This window comes from Brevibacterium sp. HMSC08F02 (genome assembly GCF_001807555.1).
GTDB classification, from domain to species: domain Bacteria; phylum Actinomycetota; class Actinomycetes; order Actinomycetales; family Brevibacteriaceae; genus Brevibacterium; species Brevibacterium ravenspurgense.
Genome location: NZ_KV789361.1, coordinates 311940 through 328776, shown reverse-complemented (window position 1 = coordinate 328776; position 16837 = coordinate 311940). Strand labels below are relative to the sequence as shown.

The 16837-nt window shown below is 60.3% G+C and carries 17 protein-coding genes and 2 tRNA genes; 8 read left to right on the top strand and 11 right to left on the bottom strand.

Translation table 11 applies throughout. From position 1 onward, the window contains the following. Positions 1-2 precede the first annotated feature (2 nt). Together HMPREF3172_RS07810 and HMPREF3172_RS07805 are read right to left on the bottom strand one after the other, a co-directional pair. A complete protein-coding gene (locus HMPREF3172_RS07810; protein ID WP_062021621.1) occupies positions 3-287 on the bottom strand; it encodes an antibiotic biosynthesis monooxygenase family protein in 285 nt (94 codons plus the stop codon). 29 nt (positions 288-316) lie between these two features. After that, the gene (locus tag HMPREF3172_RS07805; RefSeq protein WP_070423680.1) at positions 317-1177 is read right to left on the bottom strand and encodes an alpha/beta fold hydrolase; all 861 of its coding nucleotides are present in this window, start codon (positions 1175-1177) and stop codon (positions 317-319) included. Positions 1178-1365: 188 nt separating this feature from the next. Here HMPREF3172_RS07805 and HMPREF3172_RS07800 point away from each other — a divergent pair, with 188 nt between their 5' ends. From HMPREF3172_RS07800 to HMPREF3172_RS07785, 4 genes are read left to right on the top strand one after another with little or no spacing between them, the layout of a single operon-like run. After that, a complete protein-coding gene (locus HMPREF3172_RS07800; RefSeq protein WP_019175376.1) occupies positions 1366-2304 on the top strand; it encodes a metal ABC transporter substrate-binding protein in 939 nt (312 codons plus the stop codon). Between the two features lie 11 nt (positions 2305-2315). Beyond that, positions 2316-3104: a metal ABC transporter ATP-binding protein gene (locus tag HMPREF3172_RS07795; RefSeq protein WP_070516604.1), complete on the top strand. Its 789-nt coding sequence runs from the start codon at positions 2316-2318 to the stop codon at positions 3102-3104. Continuing rightward, the gene (locus tag HMPREF3172_RS07790; RefSeq protein WP_062021611.1) at positions 3091-4047 is read left to right on the top strand and encodes a metal ABC transporter permease; all 957 of its coding nucleotides are present in this window, start codon (positions 3091-3093) and stop codon (positions 4045-4047) included. The genes HMPREF3172_RS07795 and HMPREF3172_RS07790 overlap by 14 nt, the downstream gene beginning before the upstream one ends. Beyond that, positions 4044-4964: a metal ABC transporter permease gene (locus HMPREF3172_RS07785; protein WP_070428486.1), complete on the top strand. Its 921-nt coding sequence runs from the start codon at positions 4044-4046 to the stop codon at positions 4962-4964. The genes HMPREF3172_RS07790 and HMPREF3172_RS07785 overlap by 4 nt, the downstream gene beginning before the upstream one ends. 101 nt (positions 4965-5065) lie before the next feature. On the opposite strand, the gene HMPREF3172_RS07780 is transcribed toward HMPREF3172_RS07785, so the two are convergent. From HMPREF3172_RS07780 to HMPREF3172_RS07745, 8 genes are all read right to left on the bottom strand, one after another. Next, positions 5066-5284 carry a hypothetical protein gene (locus tag HMPREF3172_RS07780; RefSeq protein ID WP_070516603.1) on the bottom strand — a complete coding sequence of 73 codons (219 nt, stop codon included), beginning with the start codon at positions 5282-5284 and terminating at the stop codon, positions 5066-5068. A 252-nt stretch (positions 5285-5536) separates the two neighbouring features. After that, positions 5537-6556, bottom strand: a complete 1020-nt coding sequence (gene adhP / locus HMPREF3172_RS07775; protein WP_061942615.1) for an alcohol dehydrogenase AdhP — start codon at positions 6554-6556, stop codon at positions 5537-5539. A gap of 301 nt (positions 6557-6857) precedes the next feature. Then, positions 6858-6930 (bottom strand) — tRNA-Ala (locus HMPREF3172_RS07770). 72 nt (positions 6931-7002) lie between these two features. Then, positions 7003-7815, bottom strand: coding sequence for a cytochrome c biogenesis CcdA family protein (locus HMPREF3172_RS07765; RefSeq protein ID WP_070516601.1), 813 nt, complete (start codon positions 7813-7815; stop codon positions 7003-7005). After that, positions 7812-8627 carry a DsbA family protein gene (locus tag HMPREF3172_RS07760; protein ID WP_070516599.1) on the bottom strand — a complete coding sequence of 272 codons (816 nt, stop codon included), beginning with the start codon at positions 8625-8627 and terminating at the stop codon, positions 7812-7814. The genes HMPREF3172_RS07765 and HMPREF3172_RS07760 overlap by 4 nt, the downstream gene beginning before the upstream one ends. 51 nt (positions 8628-8678) lie before the next feature. Beyond that, positions 8679-9011: a peptidase gene (locus HMPREF3172_RS07755; protein ID WP_370919318.1), complete on the bottom strand. Its 333-nt coding sequence runs from the start codon at positions 9009-9011 to the stop codon at positions 8679-8681. Next, positions 9008-10261 carry an inorganic phosphate transporter gene (locus tag HMPREF3172_RS07750; protein WP_070428272.1) on the bottom strand — a complete coding sequence of 418 codons (1254 nt, stop codon included), beginning with the start codon at positions 10259-10261 and terminating at the stop codon, positions 9008-9010. Before HMPREF3172_RS07750 ends, HMPREF3172_RS07755 begins: the two co-directional genes overlap by 4 nt. 143 nt (positions 10262-10404) lie before the next feature. Continuing rightward, complete coding sequence (locus HMPREF3172_RS07745) at positions 10405-11223, bottom strand: ribokinase (RefSeq protein ID WP_070428273.1); 819 nt, start codon at positions 11221-11223, stop codon at positions 10405-10407. A 74-nt stretch (positions 11224-11297) separates the two neighbouring features. On the opposite strand from HMPREF3172_RS07745, the gene HMPREF3172_RS07740 reads away from it, so the two are divergent. After that, the gene (locus HMPREF3172_RS07740; protein WP_070516597.1) at positions 11298-13040 is read left to right on the top strand and encodes an AMP-binding protein; all 1743 of its coding nucleotides are present in this window, start codon (positions 11298-11300) and stop codon (positions 13038-13040) included. 118 nt (positions 13041-13158) lie between these two features. Here the strand turns inward: HMPREF3172_RS07740 and HMPREF3172_RS07735 are convergent, their stop codons facing one another. Further along, positions 13159-14241 (bottom strand): NlpC/P60 family protein, encoded by a 1083-nt coding sequence (locus tag HMPREF3172_RS07735; RefSeq protein WP_083281464.1) that lies wholly within the window; start codon positions 14239-14241, stop codon positions 13159-13161. 345 nt (positions 14242-14586) lie between these two features. Here HMPREF3172_RS07735 and HMPREF3172_RS07730 point away from each other — a divergent pair. The 3 genes from HMPREF3172_RS07730 (at position 14587) to HMPREF3172_RS07720 (ending at position 16827) form a co-directional block, all read left to right on the top strand. After that, positions 14587-14659: transfer RNA gene (locus HMPREF3172_RS07730), tRNA-Asn, on the top strand. Between the two features lie 102 nt (positions 14660-14761). Beyond that, positions 14762-15661 (top strand): DMT family protein, encoded by a 900-nt coding sequence (locus HMPREF3172_RS07725; protein WP_256173308.1) that lies wholly within the window; start codon positions 14762-14764, stop codon positions 15659-15661. After that, positions 15658-16827 (top strand): glycosyltransferase, encoded by a 1170-nt coding sequence (locus tag HMPREF3172_RS07720; protein ID WP_070428276.1) that lies wholly within the window; start codon positions 15658-15660, stop codon positions 16825-16827. Before HMPREF3172_RS07725 ends, HMPREF3172_RS07720 begins: the two co-directional genes overlap by 4 nt. Positions 16828-16837: the final 10 nt, after the last annotated feature.

Genomic DNA, 16837 nt, shown 5'->3' with positions numbered 1-16837 from the left:
CTTCAGTCGAATTCGACGATTTCGAACTCCAGCAGGCCTTCCTGTTTGGAAAGGGACTCATTGGGTCCGCGGTGGGTGCGCTGGGCAGCCCACGCCTGGAAGGACTCTTCGGAGTCCCACTGGGTCACGATGTAGTAGGACTCGGTTCCCGCTGTGGGGCGGAGCATTTGGAAGCCTTCGAAGCCCGGGGCCTGGTCGACACTGTGGGCTCGCTTAGCGAAGCGGGCTTCGAGTTCTTCGCCCTGTGCTTCGGGCACTGACAGAACGTTGATCTTCACTACCGACATGGTTCCTCCTGATGTCTGCGCGTGTGCCCTCAGTCTAGCCAGTTTTCTATCAACCGGGCGGTCTCGGCCGGTCTTTCATAGTGCACCAGGTGGCCCACACGAGGGAACTCATGGTGTTCGACGTTCGGCAGGCGTTTGACGAACGCGCGGGTGGTCCTGGGCGCAGCGATGGCGTCCGCCCTGCCGCTGATGACCAATACGGGCATAGTTAGCTGCGTTTCCACCTCGCGGACCGTGTGGTGAGTTGATACCCGGTAGGCATCTGCCAGTGATTTGCGGTCGCTGAAGCTGCTGAAGTGCTGCTGGTGCTGGTCGTGAATGAAACGACGGGTGTCGCGGTCGCGGCTGGTGGCCATGGCTTCGCTCATGAGTCGCACTGTCGGTCGGTTCTTCAGCAGGAAATTGCCGATCTTTTCAGGAGCGGCTTCGGCAATGCGGTAGTAGTTGTCGACTGTCACAGTGAGCAGCCTGCCCGGTCCTCGGTCGGGCAGGCTGACGATTGGGTTGATGAGCACGAGGGGTCTGGGCGCTCGTGCTTCAGCTGCAGTGTGTGCCGCCACGATCGAACCAAAGGAATGGCCCACCAGAACAGGCTGCTTCCCTGTCTGGTTTTCAATCCAGTCGGCAAGACCGCGAACAAATGACGTGTAGGTCTCAAGCGTCTGTTTGCCAGGCAGGGGAGGGGTCTGACCGAAGCCAGGCAGGTCGGGAATGAACGACTGTCGGCCTTTGATGTTTTCGGCAATGAACTGCAGGCCGTGGTGATCGCCTCGAAAACCGTGAATGAACAGCAGCGGCTGTCGCTGTGACGGTGTTCCGGTGGTCCAGATGTGTGCTTGTTCCCGCCCCGAGGGCAGTTGGAGGGCGACCTGTGTGTGTTCGAGTGCCATATGCCAACTGTAGTCTCCGAAAACAGAACACGAGGCGGAACGTGAGTTCCGCCTCGTGAGTTTTGGGAGCGCTCGACTCAGGTCGGATCTGCATAAACGGACACTTATTTGTTCGTGGCATTAGGTCATCCTAATTTGTGTTAAGCGAACTTAATATATGCGTGATTCGCGGCAACGAAAGGCAGAAAATGAAGCGACTCGGGTTCAAGCGCGCAATGGCGGGCATCGCAGGTGCGGTACTGGCAATGAGTGCGGTAGGTTGTGCCCCCTCCACGACGGGCAACGGTGAAGAGGGGCAGCTCAGCATCGTTGCCACCACCGGCTACTTGGGGGACGCGGCAAGGAACATCGCCCCCGACGCCGATGTCACCGTGCTCGTCAAGCCCGGGGGAGACCCACACACTCAGCCTCTGACCACTCGCGACACCGAGAAGCTCGATTCAGCCGACGTCGTGCTGTGGACCAGCCGCGACATGGAGCACCAGATGATGGATCAGCTGGACAAGCTCGGCGACAAGCAGCTTGCCGCGGCTGGACAGCTTGACGAATCTGAGCTGCTGCCGTGGGAAGAGGACGGCAAGATCGAAGGCCATGACCCGCACGTGTGGAACTCACCCGACCTGTGGAAGCAGGTTGTGCAGGCCTCGGCAGAGAAGATCGGTGAGATCGACCCCGAAAACGCGGATCAGTACACGACTAACGCGGAAGAGTACAACAAGAAAATCGATGAAGTTGCGGCGGATGCGAAAGAAAAGCTCGAGCGGATTCCCAAAGAGAATCGCGTCCTTGTGACCGGACACGATGCGTTCAACTACCTGGGCAAGACCTACGACATGGAAATCTACGCAACAGACTTCGTGTCATCCGAATCCGAAATGTCGGCTGCTGAGATTGATGAACTTGCAAAGACGATTGCCGACCACAAGGTGCCGGTCATCTTCCAGGACAACCTGAAGAGCCCAGAGGCGATCAAACACCTCAAGCAGGCGGTCAAAGCGAAGGGGTGGGAGGTCGAGATCTCCGATAAGGAGCTCTACGCAGACTCACTGGGCGAATCCGCCCCGCTTGACACGTATCTCGGTGTTTTTGAACACAACGCAAATGCAATTGCAGAAGCCCTGAGCTGAACGGAGCATCGATGACAAACAGAGCTCGGGAAGCTAAACCCATTGCGGGAGCCCCAGCGTTGGAAGCGCGCGGACTGACAGCCGCGTATCACGACAAGCTCGCACTTGACGGCGTTGATCTCGCGGCTCCCGTTGGGGAAGTGCTTGCCATCATGGGCCCCAACGGTGCAGGCAAGTCGACTTTTCTGAAAGCAGCACTGGGACTGCTCAAACCCCTGGCGGGTACGGTGCAGTTCTTCGGTGGGTCGCTTTCGCAGATGCGCAGGCACGTGGGCTACATGCCCCAATCTGCGGATATCGACTGGGATTTCCCGGCAACAGTGCGCGATGTCGTCACGATGGGCCTGTACGGCGAAGTCGGGCTGTTCGGCCGCATCAACGCCAGCCGGCGTCAGCGGGTTGATGAAGCTCTGAACACCATGGGGATTGCGGATCTCGAAGGACAGCAGATCTCTGAACTGTCCGGCGGGCAGAAGCAGCGAACCTTTATGGCCCGCATCCTCGCACAGGACCCCGGCCTGTTTCTCCTCGACGAACCTCTGGCGGGCATCGACGCGTCGAGCGAAAAAGTCGTCCTCGAGGTCATTCGCCAGCTGCGCGCATCCGGCAAGACAGTCGTTGTTGTCCACCACGACCTGACGACAGTCCGCGATTTCTGCACTCGCGCCGCCGTTTTGAACAAGGGCCACTGTGTGCTCAGCGGGCCTGTTGACGAGGTGCTCGTAAGTCGGGAATTCAGCTCGGTCTACGGTTTCGGGACCATCATCACAGCGGAGGGAGGTCCCAGTGGAGACCGCTGATCTGCTGGCCGCGGGTTTCGTCGCACCGAGTGAGCTTCTGCTGAACTACACGTTCCGTACCATGCTCATCGGAACTGTTCTCGTGGGGTCCTTCTCGGGTGCGATGGGCTGTTTTCTGTATCTCCGCCGGCAGGCTCTCATTGCCGATGTCATCGGGCACTCGGCGGTCTTCGGCGTTGCTGCGGCCTTTGTCATCGCGGTTGCCGTACTTGGCGTGTCAGGCAGGTCGATGGTGACTCTGACGATCGGCGCGGTGATTTCCTCGTCTCTTGCGGCGTTTGCCGTGAATTGGATCAGCGGCACCCGCCTGGGCTCAGATGCAGCCATGGCCGGAGTTCTCGCTTTGTTCTACGGCAGCGGTATCGTGCTGCTGCGCTCGGCGTCGCTGTCGTCGCTGCCGGGCCGTGGGGGAATTGAAACGTATATCTTCGGCAATGCCGCAACCACAACGCACGAAGACCTGCTTGTGATCGCGGTGTGCGGCGGTGCGGCGCTGCTGACGGTCATCATCGGCTGGCGTGCTTTTGGGCTGTTCACCTTCGATCCGGTCTTTGCCCACACCCTGGGCTATCGGTCAGCCGTGCTCGGGCCAATACTGGGGGTGGCGACAACAGTTGCCGTCGTCATCGGCGTGAAGTCAGTGGGGCTCATCCTCATGGTGGCGTTTGCGATTATGCCGGCAGCATCTGCTCGCCAGTGGACGGGAAGCCTCAGATCTATGGTGATGCTCGCAGGTTCTATCGGCGGCGCTGCCGGCGCCGTCGGGTCCTATGCCGCTGTCAGCTTCGGGCGAGTGCCGACAGGCCCGATTGTGGTGTTGGTGCTCTTCACAGTTTTCCTCGTGTCGGTTCTTTTTGCCCCGCGGCGCTCGGTTATCGGCAGGGCCATGCGTGCCCGGCGGAATGCAGCCCGGTTGGCTGTTGTGGGAGGTAATGGCAGATGAGCATTGCAGCGGCGACCGTGTTTTTGGCTGTTGCCACCGCGGTGACATGTGCTCTGCCCGGGGTGTTCTTGGTGCTGCGGCGCCAGTCAATGCTCGTTGACGCGATGTCTCACGCTGTTCTTCCCGGTGTTGTCATCGGGGCGATTGTGTCGGGCACAACCCATTCGCCGTGGATGATTGCAGCCGCTTCGGCCATGGGCATGATCGTGGTGCTCGGCTCTGAATGGCTGCGCCGGACCGGACTGATAGCACGAGGCGCCGATCAGGGGCTCATTTTTCCCGCTCTTTTCGCCGGTGGAGTGATTCTTCTGTCCACGAGCCTGAAGTCGGTGCACATCTGCGAGGACACCGTGCTGACGGGTGATTTGAACCTTATGGCTCTGCCGAGTGAACACGTGCTTGTCAGGGGAGTGAACCTCGGTCCGCAGACGGCGCTCATGCTTCTTGGTGTCTTCGCTGTCACGGCGATTTTCATCGCCTGCACCTACAGGGTGCTGTCCCTGGCGACTTTCGATCCGGTTCTGGCTCGCACCATGGGTCTGCCTGTTAGAACGGTTGACTACACGCTCATGGCTCTCGTGGCCGTAACTGTCGTGGTGGCGTTCAATGCCGCGGGCGCTATTCTCGTCGTCGCGCTCGTTGTGGTGCCGCCGGCGGTTGCGGTCCTGTTCGGCAATCGTCTGCCGGTCGTCATCGCACTGAGCCTCGTCATTGCTGTCATCAGCGCGGTGGCGGGCTTCTGGACGGCCTATGTGCTCGACCTGCCCACAGCTCCGCTCATGGCGGCTGTCAGCGGTGTGCTGCTTGTCAGCGCCGTGGCGTTTGTGAAGATCCGTTCGAGAGCAAGGGCAAAGGTACGAAGCTCCGGACGAGCCGCGGTTTCCATGAGTGCTGGCTCTAAGCTTTCCGGGCGTTGAGCAGAGAGTCGAGTTTTCCGGTCTCCTTTTTGCAGCAGTCCCTAAACAGAACACGAGGCGGAACCTGAGTTCCGCCTCGTGAGGGTTGGCTGTTGTTATCCTCAGTTTTTGAAGAAGCGGCCTTTCACCGCACACATTATGGCGACTCCGGCGGCAATGAGTGCTCCGATTCCGGAGATGGGAAAGATCAGCTCGGACGGCCCGCCGTAGATATTCGCATCGCGTTCCATTCCTGAAACGGTCCCCGATGCAATGAATGCGCCGAACAGTACGATGAAGGCTGCCAACGATAGCCAGAAGCCGATATTGGCTTTAGTCATGATGCCTCCTTCTTTTGCTTGATCTGCCGCGAACCTCGGAATCATTCGATCGGCTGTCGCTGATGCCAACTTCGTCGTTGACGTACGCCAATTCTACCGTCTTGGCTTCGATGCGCCTGTGAAATCTCTTGGATTTCATGCCGTGCGACTGGACTTTGCACTCAGTCGGCAGCCCCCGCCAACAGAACACGAGGCGGAACCTGAGTTCCGCCTCGTGAATCTTGGCTGCCGCTGGCGGCGGCAGGGGAGTGATCAGTATTCGATGACCACGCGGCCTTCGATCTTGCCGTCGCGCATCTCCTGGAAGACGTCGTTGATCTCCTCAAGACGGCGCGTGGAGAACGTCGGCTTGATCTTGCCGGCGGCGTAGAAGTCGAGAGCTTCGACCATGTCCTGACGCGTGCCGACGATCGAACCGCGGATCGTCAGACCAGCCAGGACGACGTTGAAGATCGACACGGAGAATTCGCCCGGCGGCAGACCGTTGAACACAATGGTTCCGCCGCGGCGTGACATGCCGATCGCCTGACTGAACGCCTGCTCGTGGACGGCGGTGACAAGCACACCGTGGGCTCCGCCGATCTTGTCCTGAATGGCCTGAGCGGGGTCTTCTGTCAGAGCATTGACGATGATTTCAGCGCCGTGCTTCTGAGCCAGAGCCAGCTTGTCTTCGGCAATGTCAACGGCGACCACGCGCAGTCCCATTGCGACAGCGTACTGGACAGCGATGTGTCCCAGCCCGCCGATGCCGGAGATGACAACCCACTGTCCGGGGCGAGTGTCGGTCATCTTCAGGCCCTTGTACACGGTCACACCGGCACAGAGCACGGGTGCGACCTCTTGAGGATCAGATCCTTCGGGAATGACCGGGGCGTAGCGGGTGTCGACGAGCATGTACTCACCGAAGGAGCCGTTGACGGAATAGCCGCCGTTTTCCTGCTGCTCGCACAGCGTTTCCCATCCCTGGCGGCAGTGTTCGCAGTGCCCGCACGCGCTCCACAGCCAGGCATTGCCGACCATGTCGCCGACCTTCACTGTGTGCTCGCCGGGGCCGAGCTTCTCGACGATGCCGACACCCTCGTGGCCGGGAATGAAGGGCGGGCTGGGCTTGACCGGCCAGTCGCCCTCCATGGCGTGCAGGTCTGTGTGGCAGACACCGGTGGCGATGAGCTTCACCAGCGCCTGGTGTTCGCCGGGTTCTGGCAGATTGGAATCAGAGACATTGAGGTTGTGACCGAACTCTTCGGCAACCGCTGCTTTCATGGTTGACATGGAAATTTCCTAACTCATCCGATGATGAACGTCGTTGTTGGTTGCGGATTAGGCGGATGTAGCCGCAGTCACCAGTCTTATAGATGAACGCGCATATGACCAGGGGCCTGCGGAAAGAACCAGGATGTTGCCATGGCAGTGAAATGCAGGAGAGTGGTATGCAGTGCGTGAGGGTGAGCCCAGGAAGTCGGTATGCAGGGCAGTGGCTCACAGTCAGTGCAGAGTGGCAGAAGGGGAAATGAAAAGGCCTCCGGGCGAACCGGAGGCCTTTTTTACGAGTGCTGTCTCAAAGCTTCTCGAGTGGAGGATAGGGGATTCGAACCCCTGACCTTCTCCATGCCATGGAGACGCGCTACCAACTGCGCCAATCCCCCAGAACCCGTCTGGGCAACAGGTACTAGCTTAGACCATGCATCGGACCAATGCAAAATCGACGGTCCGTGAAGTCAGTCATTGCGCGGACCGCGGCGTTTGAGAACAACGACGGCGATTACTGCAGTGATCACGGCAATGGCACCGAGAATGACGAACTCGACGCCGGCTGATGAATTCTGCAGAACCCACCCTTCAATGCGCGCCTGCGTTCCTGCGCCGAGGAAGCCAGTCAGCTTGGCCGTGCCGCTCGTGAAGAACAGCAGTGCGGCAAGTGCCACCATGAGCAGACCGCCGATCAGGTTCGTCCACGTGGTTGTGATGGGTCCGAACGAAACCGGTCGCGGGCGGACCATTTTCTGGACAGCGGGCAGGCGCGTCCACAGGGCTGACAGCAGAACGAGAGGCAGAGCCATGCCTGCAGCGAAGAACACAAGGATCAGGCCACCCCACAGCGCGGATGCGCTTGTCGCGGCGACCGTCAGAACAGCTCCGAGAATAGGCCCCGCACAGACACCCGCCACCCCGTACACAGCACCGAGAAGATAGACCGATGCGGATGAACGCCCTGCACTCTGCACGCCTGAGGGCATGAACGGGAGATTCACGTTGAGAGCTGTGAGAACACCCATGATGGCGACCACGACGGCGGCCACCGCCACGACAGCTTCGCGGTGGACCGTGACGAAGGCGCCGACTGAACCGGCGAGAATTCCCAGCGGGACGAGCGTGGTCACCAGCCCCAGGTAGAAAATGAAGGTCCTTCCCAGCAGCTCTTTTGGTGACGTGAAAGCGTAGGAAAAGAATGCCGGCAGGAGCATTGCAGAGCACGGGCTCAAGAGTGTGAGAACTCCGCCGGCAAAAGCTCCAAGAAGCCCCAGGCTCATTGAGCTTCGGCCTTCTCCAGCTGTTCGTCAATGAATTCTTCGAAGTTCTCCACCGGCTGCGCTCCGCGCAGTGCGCTTTCGCCATCGGACGATGCAAAGAAGGGCACTGCCTGGATTCCGTAGTACTGCTGAGCCTTCGCAGTTTCGTCATTGACCTTGTCGATGAGCGTGGCATCTTTCATGTCTTTGCGGAACTTCTCGATATCGCCAACACCAGCGGTTTCGGCAAACTCCACCAGCTTGTCTTCCGGAAGATCGGGGTGGCCCTTGTCGGGCGCGGCCGCATAGAGGGCATCCGAATACTCGCTGTACTTGCCCTGTTTGCCGGCAGCTTCCATAGCTGCGCCGGCGGCCGCGGACTGTTCGCCGAAGAACGCCACGGTGATGAATTCGAAGCGCACCTTGCCGGTGTCAACGTATTTCTTCTGCAGGTCCGGAAGGATGTTGTTGTGGAAGTGCGCACAGAACGGGCAGCGCGGGTCGGTCCATTCGGTGATGACGACGGGAGCGTCAACATCGCCAACAGCGGCGGAGTCGTCTGCGTCCCGGCGAACCCATTCGCCTTCCTCGCCGGCTGCGGCGGCTTCAGCGCCTTCCGATGAATCGCCTTCTTCCTGCGCATTGTCCCCATCGGCGGACGAGGCGGAGGGGGCACTGCGCTGTGCCTGCTCGTCACCGGAGGGCGTGCCGCCGGACGTGAGCTGTGCGAGTGCGACAACCGCGATGAAGGCAGCCACCGCGATAATGGCGATGATGATGTAGGCGGTGCGACTGCGCCCCTGCTTGGAGCTGTGAGGTGAGTTTTCGGCCATGCTTCTCACCCTATCGGCCCAACCGTCACAAATCCTGGGAGAGCGGGAGTATCAGCGGAACACCAACAGCAGCAGAACACCGAAGACGATGACGGCTGCGCACAGGGCAAAGCAGCAGTAGGCGCACAGCAGCACGAGCTTCTGCGCACCAGGCGACAGCGGCACCTTTTTGGCTGCTTTGGCTGCTTTCTTTTCCGCCTTGCGGATCTGCTTGGGTGACATCACGGTGATGGCATCGGGGAATTCTGCCGGGTGCACCACCGGAGGCTTGCCGCCGGCCACAAGCAGACGCAGCCCGAGGGCATAGAAGCCCACGAGGAACACGGCTCCCGCCAAAGCGGAGACAAACACCAGGAGGAATGCGGCCCAGTCGATTGTGATCACGATTCTTCCTTTCCGCTGTCGCCGTCGATGCCAATCCGTTCACTGCGGCGGCGCTCTTGGGCGCGTGCCTGCCGCGGCGTGGGCGGGGGATCCGTGTCGACATCCACCGCGAAACCGGCATCGGCGACATCGTGTGACAGCGCTTCGTCGGGTTCGCCGCTGTCGCGCTTCGAGTACAGGTAGAGGCCGAGAACAATTGCAGTGGCTGCGATGAAGTCAATGACAAGACCGATGTTGCCCAGAAGAACAACGAAGATCGCGGCAAGAGCCCCGATGAGGCCTGCGGCCGGCAGAGTGACCAGCCAGCCGAGCACGATCTTTCCGGCCATGGACCATTTCACGGTTGAACCGCGCCTGCCCATGCCCGAACCGATGACAGAACCTGACGCGACCTGGGTTGTCGACAGTGCGAAGCCGAGGGCGGACGAGGCGAGAATCGTCGCTGCTGTGGAGGACTCCGCGGCGAATCCCTGGGCTGGGCGCACCTGGGTGAGGCCCTTGCCGAGCGTGTGGATGATTCGCCAGCCGCCCATGTACGTACCCAGGGCAATTGTGAAGGCGCAGGCGAGGACAACCCACATCTGCGGATCGTGATCGGCAGACGACTGCCAGCCGACCGCGATAAGGACGAGGGTGATCACGCCCATCGTCTTCTGCGCGTCGTTCGTTCCGTGGGCGAGTGCAACGAGGCTTGAAGTGAGGATCTGACCCCACCGAAACCCGTCACGGCCCGAGGGCTTTTTGTCGTAGCGGCGGGTAACGCCGTATGCGACCTTGGTCGCGACGAAGGCGATGATGCCGGCTGTCAGCGGCGAGAGGATGGCTGGCAGAACGATCTTGGACAGGACGCCGCCGATGTTGACGGCTGTGAACCCGATACCGACCATCGTCGCGCCGATCAGTCCGCCGAAAAGAGCGTGCGACGAACTTGAGGGCAGGCCCAAGAGCCACGTGAGCATGTTCCAGCAGATGGCGCCGATCAGTCCGGCGAAGATGAGGGAGGGGAACAGATCCCCGCCTATCCGGTCCTCGTTGATGATGCCGCCCGAGACTGTCTTGGAGACTTCCGTCGACAGGAGCGCGCCGATGAGGTTGAGGATTGCTGCGAGCCCCACGGCTGTTTTCGGTTTGAGGGCCCCTGTTGCAATCGGGGTCGCCATTGCGTTGGCCGTGTCGTGAAAGCCGTTGGTGAAATCGAAGAACAGCGCCAAGGCGATGACGAGCACGACGATGAGTACGACGAAATCCACTGTCTTCTTCCGCTTATGTGCGAGATCGGCTCCGCGCGGTGAAGGACCCGTGACCGCAGAGCGTGCTCAGGCGGATGTGGGTCGGTGTGGAACCGAATGATGACAAGGTTTACGTTAACGCTAAATGAACGCCGGGCAAAGTTTTAGTTGCTCAGTGTTTGCCAGTCCTGCGCGCCATCGCGTTCGCAGATGTCGGTCGCGGCTTCTGTTGCGGCCTGCAAAGCTTCTTCGGTCGAGAGTCCCCGGGCAACGGCTGCGGCCAGTGTTCCCGCGAACGTATCGCCCGCGCCCGTTGTGTCGACGGCCTCTATTCGGCGCGCGGGTGCGTGAATGCCGCGCCACAGAGCGCCCTGAGCGCCGAAGGTGATGCACACCCTTTCGTCAACGCGGTTGAGTCGTGCTGATTCCTGTTCGTTGACGATCACGATGTCAGCGGAGTCGGCGAGGCTCTGGGCTGCCTGCGTCCAGGGGGAGGGGTTGAGCAGGGTTGTCACGCCGCGTTCTTGAGCGGCTGCGAGGGCGCGCAAAGCCACCTGGTCTTGGATTTCCAACACGATCGTCAGGACATCCCCGGGCTGTGCATGCTCAAGAATGACCTCAATCTCCGGTTCGCCGACCGCGGCGTTCGCGCCCGGATCAAACAGAATCGCGTTGTTGCCGGAATCTTCGACGACGATCGTCGCGGACCCGGTGGGCCCCGAGGTCGTGCGCACAAACTCCGTACTCAGGCCGGAAGCTTGAAGATGCTTGCGGTAGAACGCCCCCTGGGCATCCGAACCAACACAGGACAAGAGGAGCGTTTCAGCGCCCGACCGGTGTGCGGCAACAGCCTGATTGGCTCCTTTTCCGCCGGGCATGGTGCGCACGCTGTTCGCCATGAGTGTTTCACCCAGTCTGGGGTAGCGGGGAGCGCGGATGACCGTGTCGATGTTGATCGAACCGAGGACTATGACTTTGCCCATACCCCCATGATAGGTGCGAACATCCGGGTGGTCGCGGGTGTCTGTAGAAACAGTGCCTCGTTTGTGGCAAAGTGATGCGCATCGCACACAGGCGTGTGAAAAACAACAGCAAGGAGCACAGAGTCGTGACCCTGTCATATTCATCCGGCCCCGCTTCAGCAGGGCTTCTCGGAGACACGATTGCCGGCAATTTCGCCACACAGGCAGCGCAGACGCCCGACGCGCAAGCGCTTCTCGACCTACCCACCGGCCGCACGTGGACCTATGCCGAACTTGAGCGTGACACCGATCGCCTGGCCGCCGCCCTTATGGAACGCGGCCTGAATAAGGGCGACCGCCTCGGGATCTTCGCCCAGAACATTCCCGAATGGGTGCTGACGATGTACGCGGCGGCCAAACTCGGCGTCATCATCGTCAACATCAACCCGGCCTATCGGGAACACGAACTCGAGTTCATCCTCGAGCACTCCGGTGCCACGATGCTCATCAGCCAGGTATCGGCACCTCCTCACATCGACTTCGTCGAAGTGAGCAGGGCGGTCGCCGCAAAACTTGAGAACCTGTCAGTGGTCTACGTCGACACATCGCACGAACCGACCGCAATACCGATGAAACAACACGAGATCGCGCCGGAGGAAAAGTTCTCCGCTCTCCTCGAAGCCGGGGAGAGGCTTCTGGCGGACGAAGGTGCCAAAGTGCGCACGCGCATCCGCCAGATCACGGATTCGCTCAGCTGTGACGAGCCGATCAACCTGCAGTACACCTCGGGAACAACCGGCTTCCCCAAGGGTGTGACGCTCACCCACCACAACATCCTCAACAACGGCTACCTGATCGGCGAAAACCTCGCGTACGCAGAAGAGGACACGGTCGTCCTTCCCGTGCCATTTTTCCACTGCTTCGGCATGGTCATCGGCATCCTCGCTGCGTTCAGCCACGGAAGCACGGCTGTGATCCCAAGCGCAGGATTCGAACCGAGTGCTGCCCTGAGCGCGGTGGAGAAGACGAAAGCGACATCGCTGTACGGCGTGCCGACGATGTTCATCGCCGAACTTGAACTGTCGAACTTCGACGACTACGACCTTTCAACGCTGCGCACAGGCGTCATGGCGGGATCCACGTGCCCCGTCGAAGTCATGCGGGCTGTTATCGAGCGGATGCACATGTCCGAAGTTGCCATCTGCTACGGAATGACGGAGACCGCGCCCGTGTCGACCATGACCCGAGTTGATGATTCACTCGAAGCCCGCACGGAAACCGTCGGGACGGTCATGCCGCACACGGAAGTCAAGGTCGTCGACCCCGTGACGGGGGAGACCCTGCCCCGGGGGCAGAAGGGCGAAGTGTGCACACGCGGCTACTGCGTCATGAAGGGCTACTGGAATCAGCCCGACAAAACCGCCGAGGTGCTCGATGCCGATGGCTGGATGCACACCGGGGACCTCGGGATCATGAACGAAGCGGTATACCTCGACATTTCGGGACGAATCAAAGACATGGTGATTCGCGGCGGCGAAAACGTCTACCCGCGCGAAATCGAAGAGTTCCTCTACACGCACCCGTCAATTCGCGATGTGCAGGTGGTCGGTGTGCCCGACCCCAAGTACGGCGAAGAGCTCATGGCCTGGGTCATCCTCCGCGAAGGAGTGGAAACACTGACAGCGGAAGATGTACGCGAATTCGCTCAGGGCAAACTGGCCCACTACAAGATTCCACGCTATGTCGAAGTCCGTGAGTCTTTCCCCATGACGGTTTCGGGCAAGATCCGCAAGGTCGAGCTGCGCGCAGAAGGAGCGGAGATCGTCTCCGCAGGCTGAGCGCCGACGGAACACACCACTGCGGAAGCGCAGGCAGATAGAAAGAGCCGCAGACAGTTAAGTCTGCGGCTCTTTCTGTGTCTTTCAACGCGGTGTCAGCTGAGCTGACCTGCGCTTATCAGATGTAGCGGATGAACTTCGCTCCGCGTTTGACCATCCAGGCGTAGCTGCGCTCGGATGTGCCGGTGCGGCGTGAACCCGCGTCGATCATCTTGCCCTTCTTGTCGGACACGATGCCGACGTGACCGGGTACCCAGATGATGTCGCCGGGCTTGGCCTCAGATGCCTTGACCACCTTGCCGGCGCTGCGCTGTGCGCCGGACACTCGCGGAATGTTGATTCCGTTCTTCTTGTACACGTACTGAGTGAAGCCCGAGCAGTCCCAGCCCTTCGTGGGGCTTGTGCCGCCCCACACGTAGCGGGTTCCGATTCCCTTGCGCGCTTCTTTGATGATGTTCTTGCGCAGCTGGTCTTCAGAAACCTTCTTCGACTTCTTGGGCTTCGAATCCTTCTTCTTAGGCTTCGGCTTCGGTTTTGGTTTCGGAGCAGGCTTCTTCGATTCCGGCTTCGGTGAGGGTTTGGGCGCCGGCTGCGGTGCCTGCGTCGACGGTGCTTCCGAAGGCTCCTGTGAAGCTTCGGAAGAAGGTTCAGGGCTCTGTTCCTGGCCGTTGTCGGTGTTGCCGCCCGGTGCCGGCTGCGTTTCAGATTCCGGCTGCGGTGCAGGCTCCGGTGCGGGAGCCGCAACCTCCTTCACGCCGCCCTGGAAGCGCTGGGTGACGGAACCGTCTTCGTTGGTGACGGGTGCGTCGAGCGGGTAGCCCCACGAGCCGTTTTCAAAGCCGTTGGCGCGGTACTGCTGCCACATCTTGTCAACGACCGGTTCGGCGCCCGTCACAGGTGAGAAGAACAGCGCACCCTGCGCGAACGCCTGGTAGCAGCCGTTGTCCTTGATGACGCACTTGACTTCACCGGTCGCATTGCCGAGCAGCTGTGCGTGCTCAGCGGCAGCGGAGGCCATCTGCGCCGGTCCGGCTTCTTCAGATTCGGTTGAAATCTGCGTACCACCCAGGCTGCTGGTCTCGCCAGTGTCTCCCTGGGAAGTAGCGGGGGCAGCGCTGACCGCGGAACCGGATGCGATGCCCGTGCCGAATAGCATGACAGTCGCTGTTGCGGCGACCGTCACTTTATTCAAAAGAGACATGTTTCCCCGTATAAAAACTAACGGCCCGACTCGAAGGAGGAAGAAGGTCGAAGCCTAGGCTGTTGAGTTTCAAGAAGCCATAATATGACAAAACTGCAACATTGTCACAGGGAATTTATGAAATGACCGGCGCGTCGGCTTGAACATTCCCTAGATAGTGCGAGTTTTCGCCGGTGGCGGGCGGTTTGCTCCTCATGTGGTTGTGCTGGATTTCCTGCGAACTCTGCTCTGCAGGGCGAACTCTTGACCGCTCCCGAGGTGGACCTCGTTGGCTGTCGTGGGATGGATTTGCATCTGTGCGCAGGGTGTTCTAGAGTTATGACTCGTGCTCAAGAAGAGCACTAATCCTCCGTAGCTCAGTTGGCAGAGCATTCGACTGTTAATCGAAGGGTCGCTGGTTCGAGCCCAGCCGGAGGAGCGCTTCAGCCCCGATCCCAGAATCGGGGCTTTTTCGTCTTCGGTTTTTCCTCCCCGCCAGTTCTCTCAGCGGGTCTGCACTCGAACCCTGTACAGTGCTGGAGTGATCATTTGGGCAGCCTTGGGGTTTGCACTGGTATCTGCGGTAGGACTTGCCGCAGGTGCGGCTGTGCAGCACTCCGGTGTAACGACATCGCACGACTCCGAGCGCTTCGGCATTCGCTCATTCTTCCAACTGTTCAAATCGGGCAGGTGGCTGCTGGGCACCGCGATCATGGTCATCGCCGTCACCGCCGGTGTCCTGTCCCTTGCTCTTGCCCCCGTCATGGTTGTTCAGCCCGTCGGTGCCATCTCGCTGGCCGTTTCCGTCCTCATCGCCCGATTCGCTCGTGGTCTGGTGTTCAAGAGGCGCGTCTACACGTCGGTTCTTCTCTGTGTCGCCGGTGTCGCCGGTTTTGTAGGAGTTTCTTCGCTCTTTGCCGTGTCTCGCGTCAGATTCGGTGCTGAGGCCCTCCCAATGGTGTGGGTCTCAGCGGCACTTCTCGCAATCACCGTTGTGGGCCGCCTTGTTCAGCGCCGACCGCATCAGCTGTTCAACGTGGTCAGCGCGGCCATTCTCTTTGCGTGTGTGGCAACCAATACGCATATCTGCGCGTCTCAGTTCCTTGCCGGGGGACTGCCGGCAGTGACCTGGAGCAACCTCTTGTGTGTTGCCGCGTGCGGTGGAATAGGTTCGTGGTTTGTGCAGGCCGGCTACGCTTCGGGACCGCCGGAAATCGTCATTGCAGGCCTGACGGTGATCGACCCGATCGTCGCGGTGATCCTCGGTGTTGTCGTACTCGGTGAGGCCGCTGCCGCACCGTTGTGGGTTCCTGTGATTATGGTTGCGGCCGGACTGGTAGCGTGCTTGGGAGTTATCGTCCTCGCTCGCTTTCACCCCGATGTGCTTGAACGCCGAGAGCGTGACGAGAGCACCCAGTCCCCAACCTCACAGCGAGCATGAACCGTCCCCTCACAATCGTCATTCCCGCCGAAACCTACGCCCCGGAAGTCAACGGCGCTGCAACATTCGCCCAGCAGCTCGCCCAAGGTCTGGCTGGACGCGGGCACAGAGTCCACGTCATCTGCCCTTCACCCTCGGGCATGGCCTACCATCGAGCGGACGACTACGGCGTTGAGGTCCACTACATCAAATCTCTGCGCTGGCCGCTGCATCCCACGTGGATGATCTGCATGCCCTGGGACGTCGCGCCGGCATTTGACCGGCTGATCGACCAGATTCAGCCCGATATCATCCATACCCAGGCACATTTCGTCATCGGACGGCGTGCTTTTACGACGGCGCGTCGCCGTCACATCCCCATTGTGGGCACCAACCACTTCATGCCCCAGAACGTCGTGCCATACGTCAGTGCGCCCGGGGCGATCGTCGCTGCGGCCGAAAAGGCCGCATGGTGGGACTTGAAGAAGAAATACCAGTCTGCTGACTACATCACGGTTCCCACCCAATTGGCCGCGGACCTGCTCCACCAACACGGCTTTGACAAGCCGATCCGAGCAGTGTCCTGCGGCATCGACCTGTCCCACTTCCACCCTGCCGATCCAGCAGAGGACAAGGCCGGCACCTCGCCGACAATCCTCTTTGTCGGTCGTCTGTCGGCTGAGAAGCACATCGAGGACATCATCGAGGCAATTGCCAAGACCGATCCGGCGCTGGACCTGCGGGCTGAGATCATCGGCGCGGGCGAACAGGAAAAAGCACTGGCGGACCTTGCAGACAAGCTTGGAGTTGCTGATCGCGTGGTTCTGCGCGGGAAGGTCAGCGATGCTGAACTCGTGGCCGCCTACCAGCGAGCAGACATTTTCTGCATGCCCTCAACCGCTGAACTGCAGTCGATTGCAACACTCGAGGCTCTGGCTACGGGTGTTCCCGTGGTTCTTGCAGATGCGGTGGCCCTCCCGCACCTTTGCGAGGACGGAGTCAACGGTCGACTCATCGCACCCAGGGACATCGACGGATACGCGCAGGCGTTCACTGAAATCGCCACGGCCCCTCTTGATGAGCGCGAGGCTATGAGCCTGGCCGCGCAGAAGATTGCGGCTCGTCACGATATCTCAGCAACTCTCGATACCTTTGAAGAGATCTACTCGGGTTGTCTTCAGAACTGAAGAAACTCGA

Bases quoted from the DNA above. Each gene is read 5' to 3' on its own strand.
- HMPREF3172_RS07765 (WP_070516601.1), bottom strand. From the start codon at position 7,815: ATGAGCCTGGGGCTTCTTGGAGCTTTTGCCGGCGGAGTTCTCACACTC.
- HMPREF3172_RS07785 (WP_070428486.1), top strand. From the start codon at position 4,044: ATGAGCATTGCAGCGGCGACCGTGTTTTTGGCTGTTGCCACCGCGGTG.
- HMPREF3172_RS07780 (WP_070516603.1), bottom strand. From the start codon at position 5,284: ATGACTAAAGCCAATATCGGCTTCTGGCTATCGTTGGCAGCCTTCATC.
- HMPREF3172_RS07795 (WP_070516604.1), top strand. From the start codon at position 2,316: ATGACAAACAGAGCTCGGGAAGCTAAACCCATTGCGGGAGCCCCAGCG.
- adhP (WP_061942615.1), bottom strand. From the start codon at position 6,556: ATGTCAACCATGAAAGCAGCGGTTGCCGAAGAGTTCGGTCACAACCTC.
- HMPREF3172_RS07740 (WP_070516597.1), top strand. From the start codon at position 11,298: ATGCGCATCGCACACAGGCGTGTGAAAAACAACAGCAAGGAGCACAGA.
- HMPREF3172_RS07805 (WP_070423680.1), bottom strand. From the start codon at position 1,177: ATGGCACTCGAACACACACAGGTCGCCCTCCAACTGCCCTCGGGGCGG.
- HMPREF3172_RS07735 (WP_083281464.1), bottom strand. From the start codon at position 14,241: ATGTCTCTTTTGAATAAAGTGACGGTCGCCGCAACAGCGACTGTCATG.
- HMPREF3172_RS07800 (WP_019175376.1), top strand. From the start codon at position 1,366: ATGAAGCGACTCGGGTTCAAGCGCGCAATGGCGGGCATCGCAGGTGCG.
- HMPREF3172_RS07720 (WP_070428276.1), top strand. From the start codon at position 15,658: ATGAACCGTCCCCTCACAATCGTCATTCCCGCCGAAACCTACGCCCCG.
- HMPREF3172_RS07745 (WP_070428273.1), bottom strand. From the start codon at position 11,223: ATGGGCAAAGTCATAGTCCTCGGTTCGATCAACATCGACACGGTCATC.
- HMPREF3172_RS07760 (WP_070516599.1), bottom strand. From the start codon at position 8,627: ATGGCCGAAAACTCACCTCACAGCTCCAAGCAGGGGCGCAGTCGCACC.
- HMPREF3172_RS07810 (WP_062021621.1), bottom strand. From the start codon at position 287: ATGTCGGTAGTGAAGATCAACGTTCTGTCAGTGCCCGAAGCACAGGGC.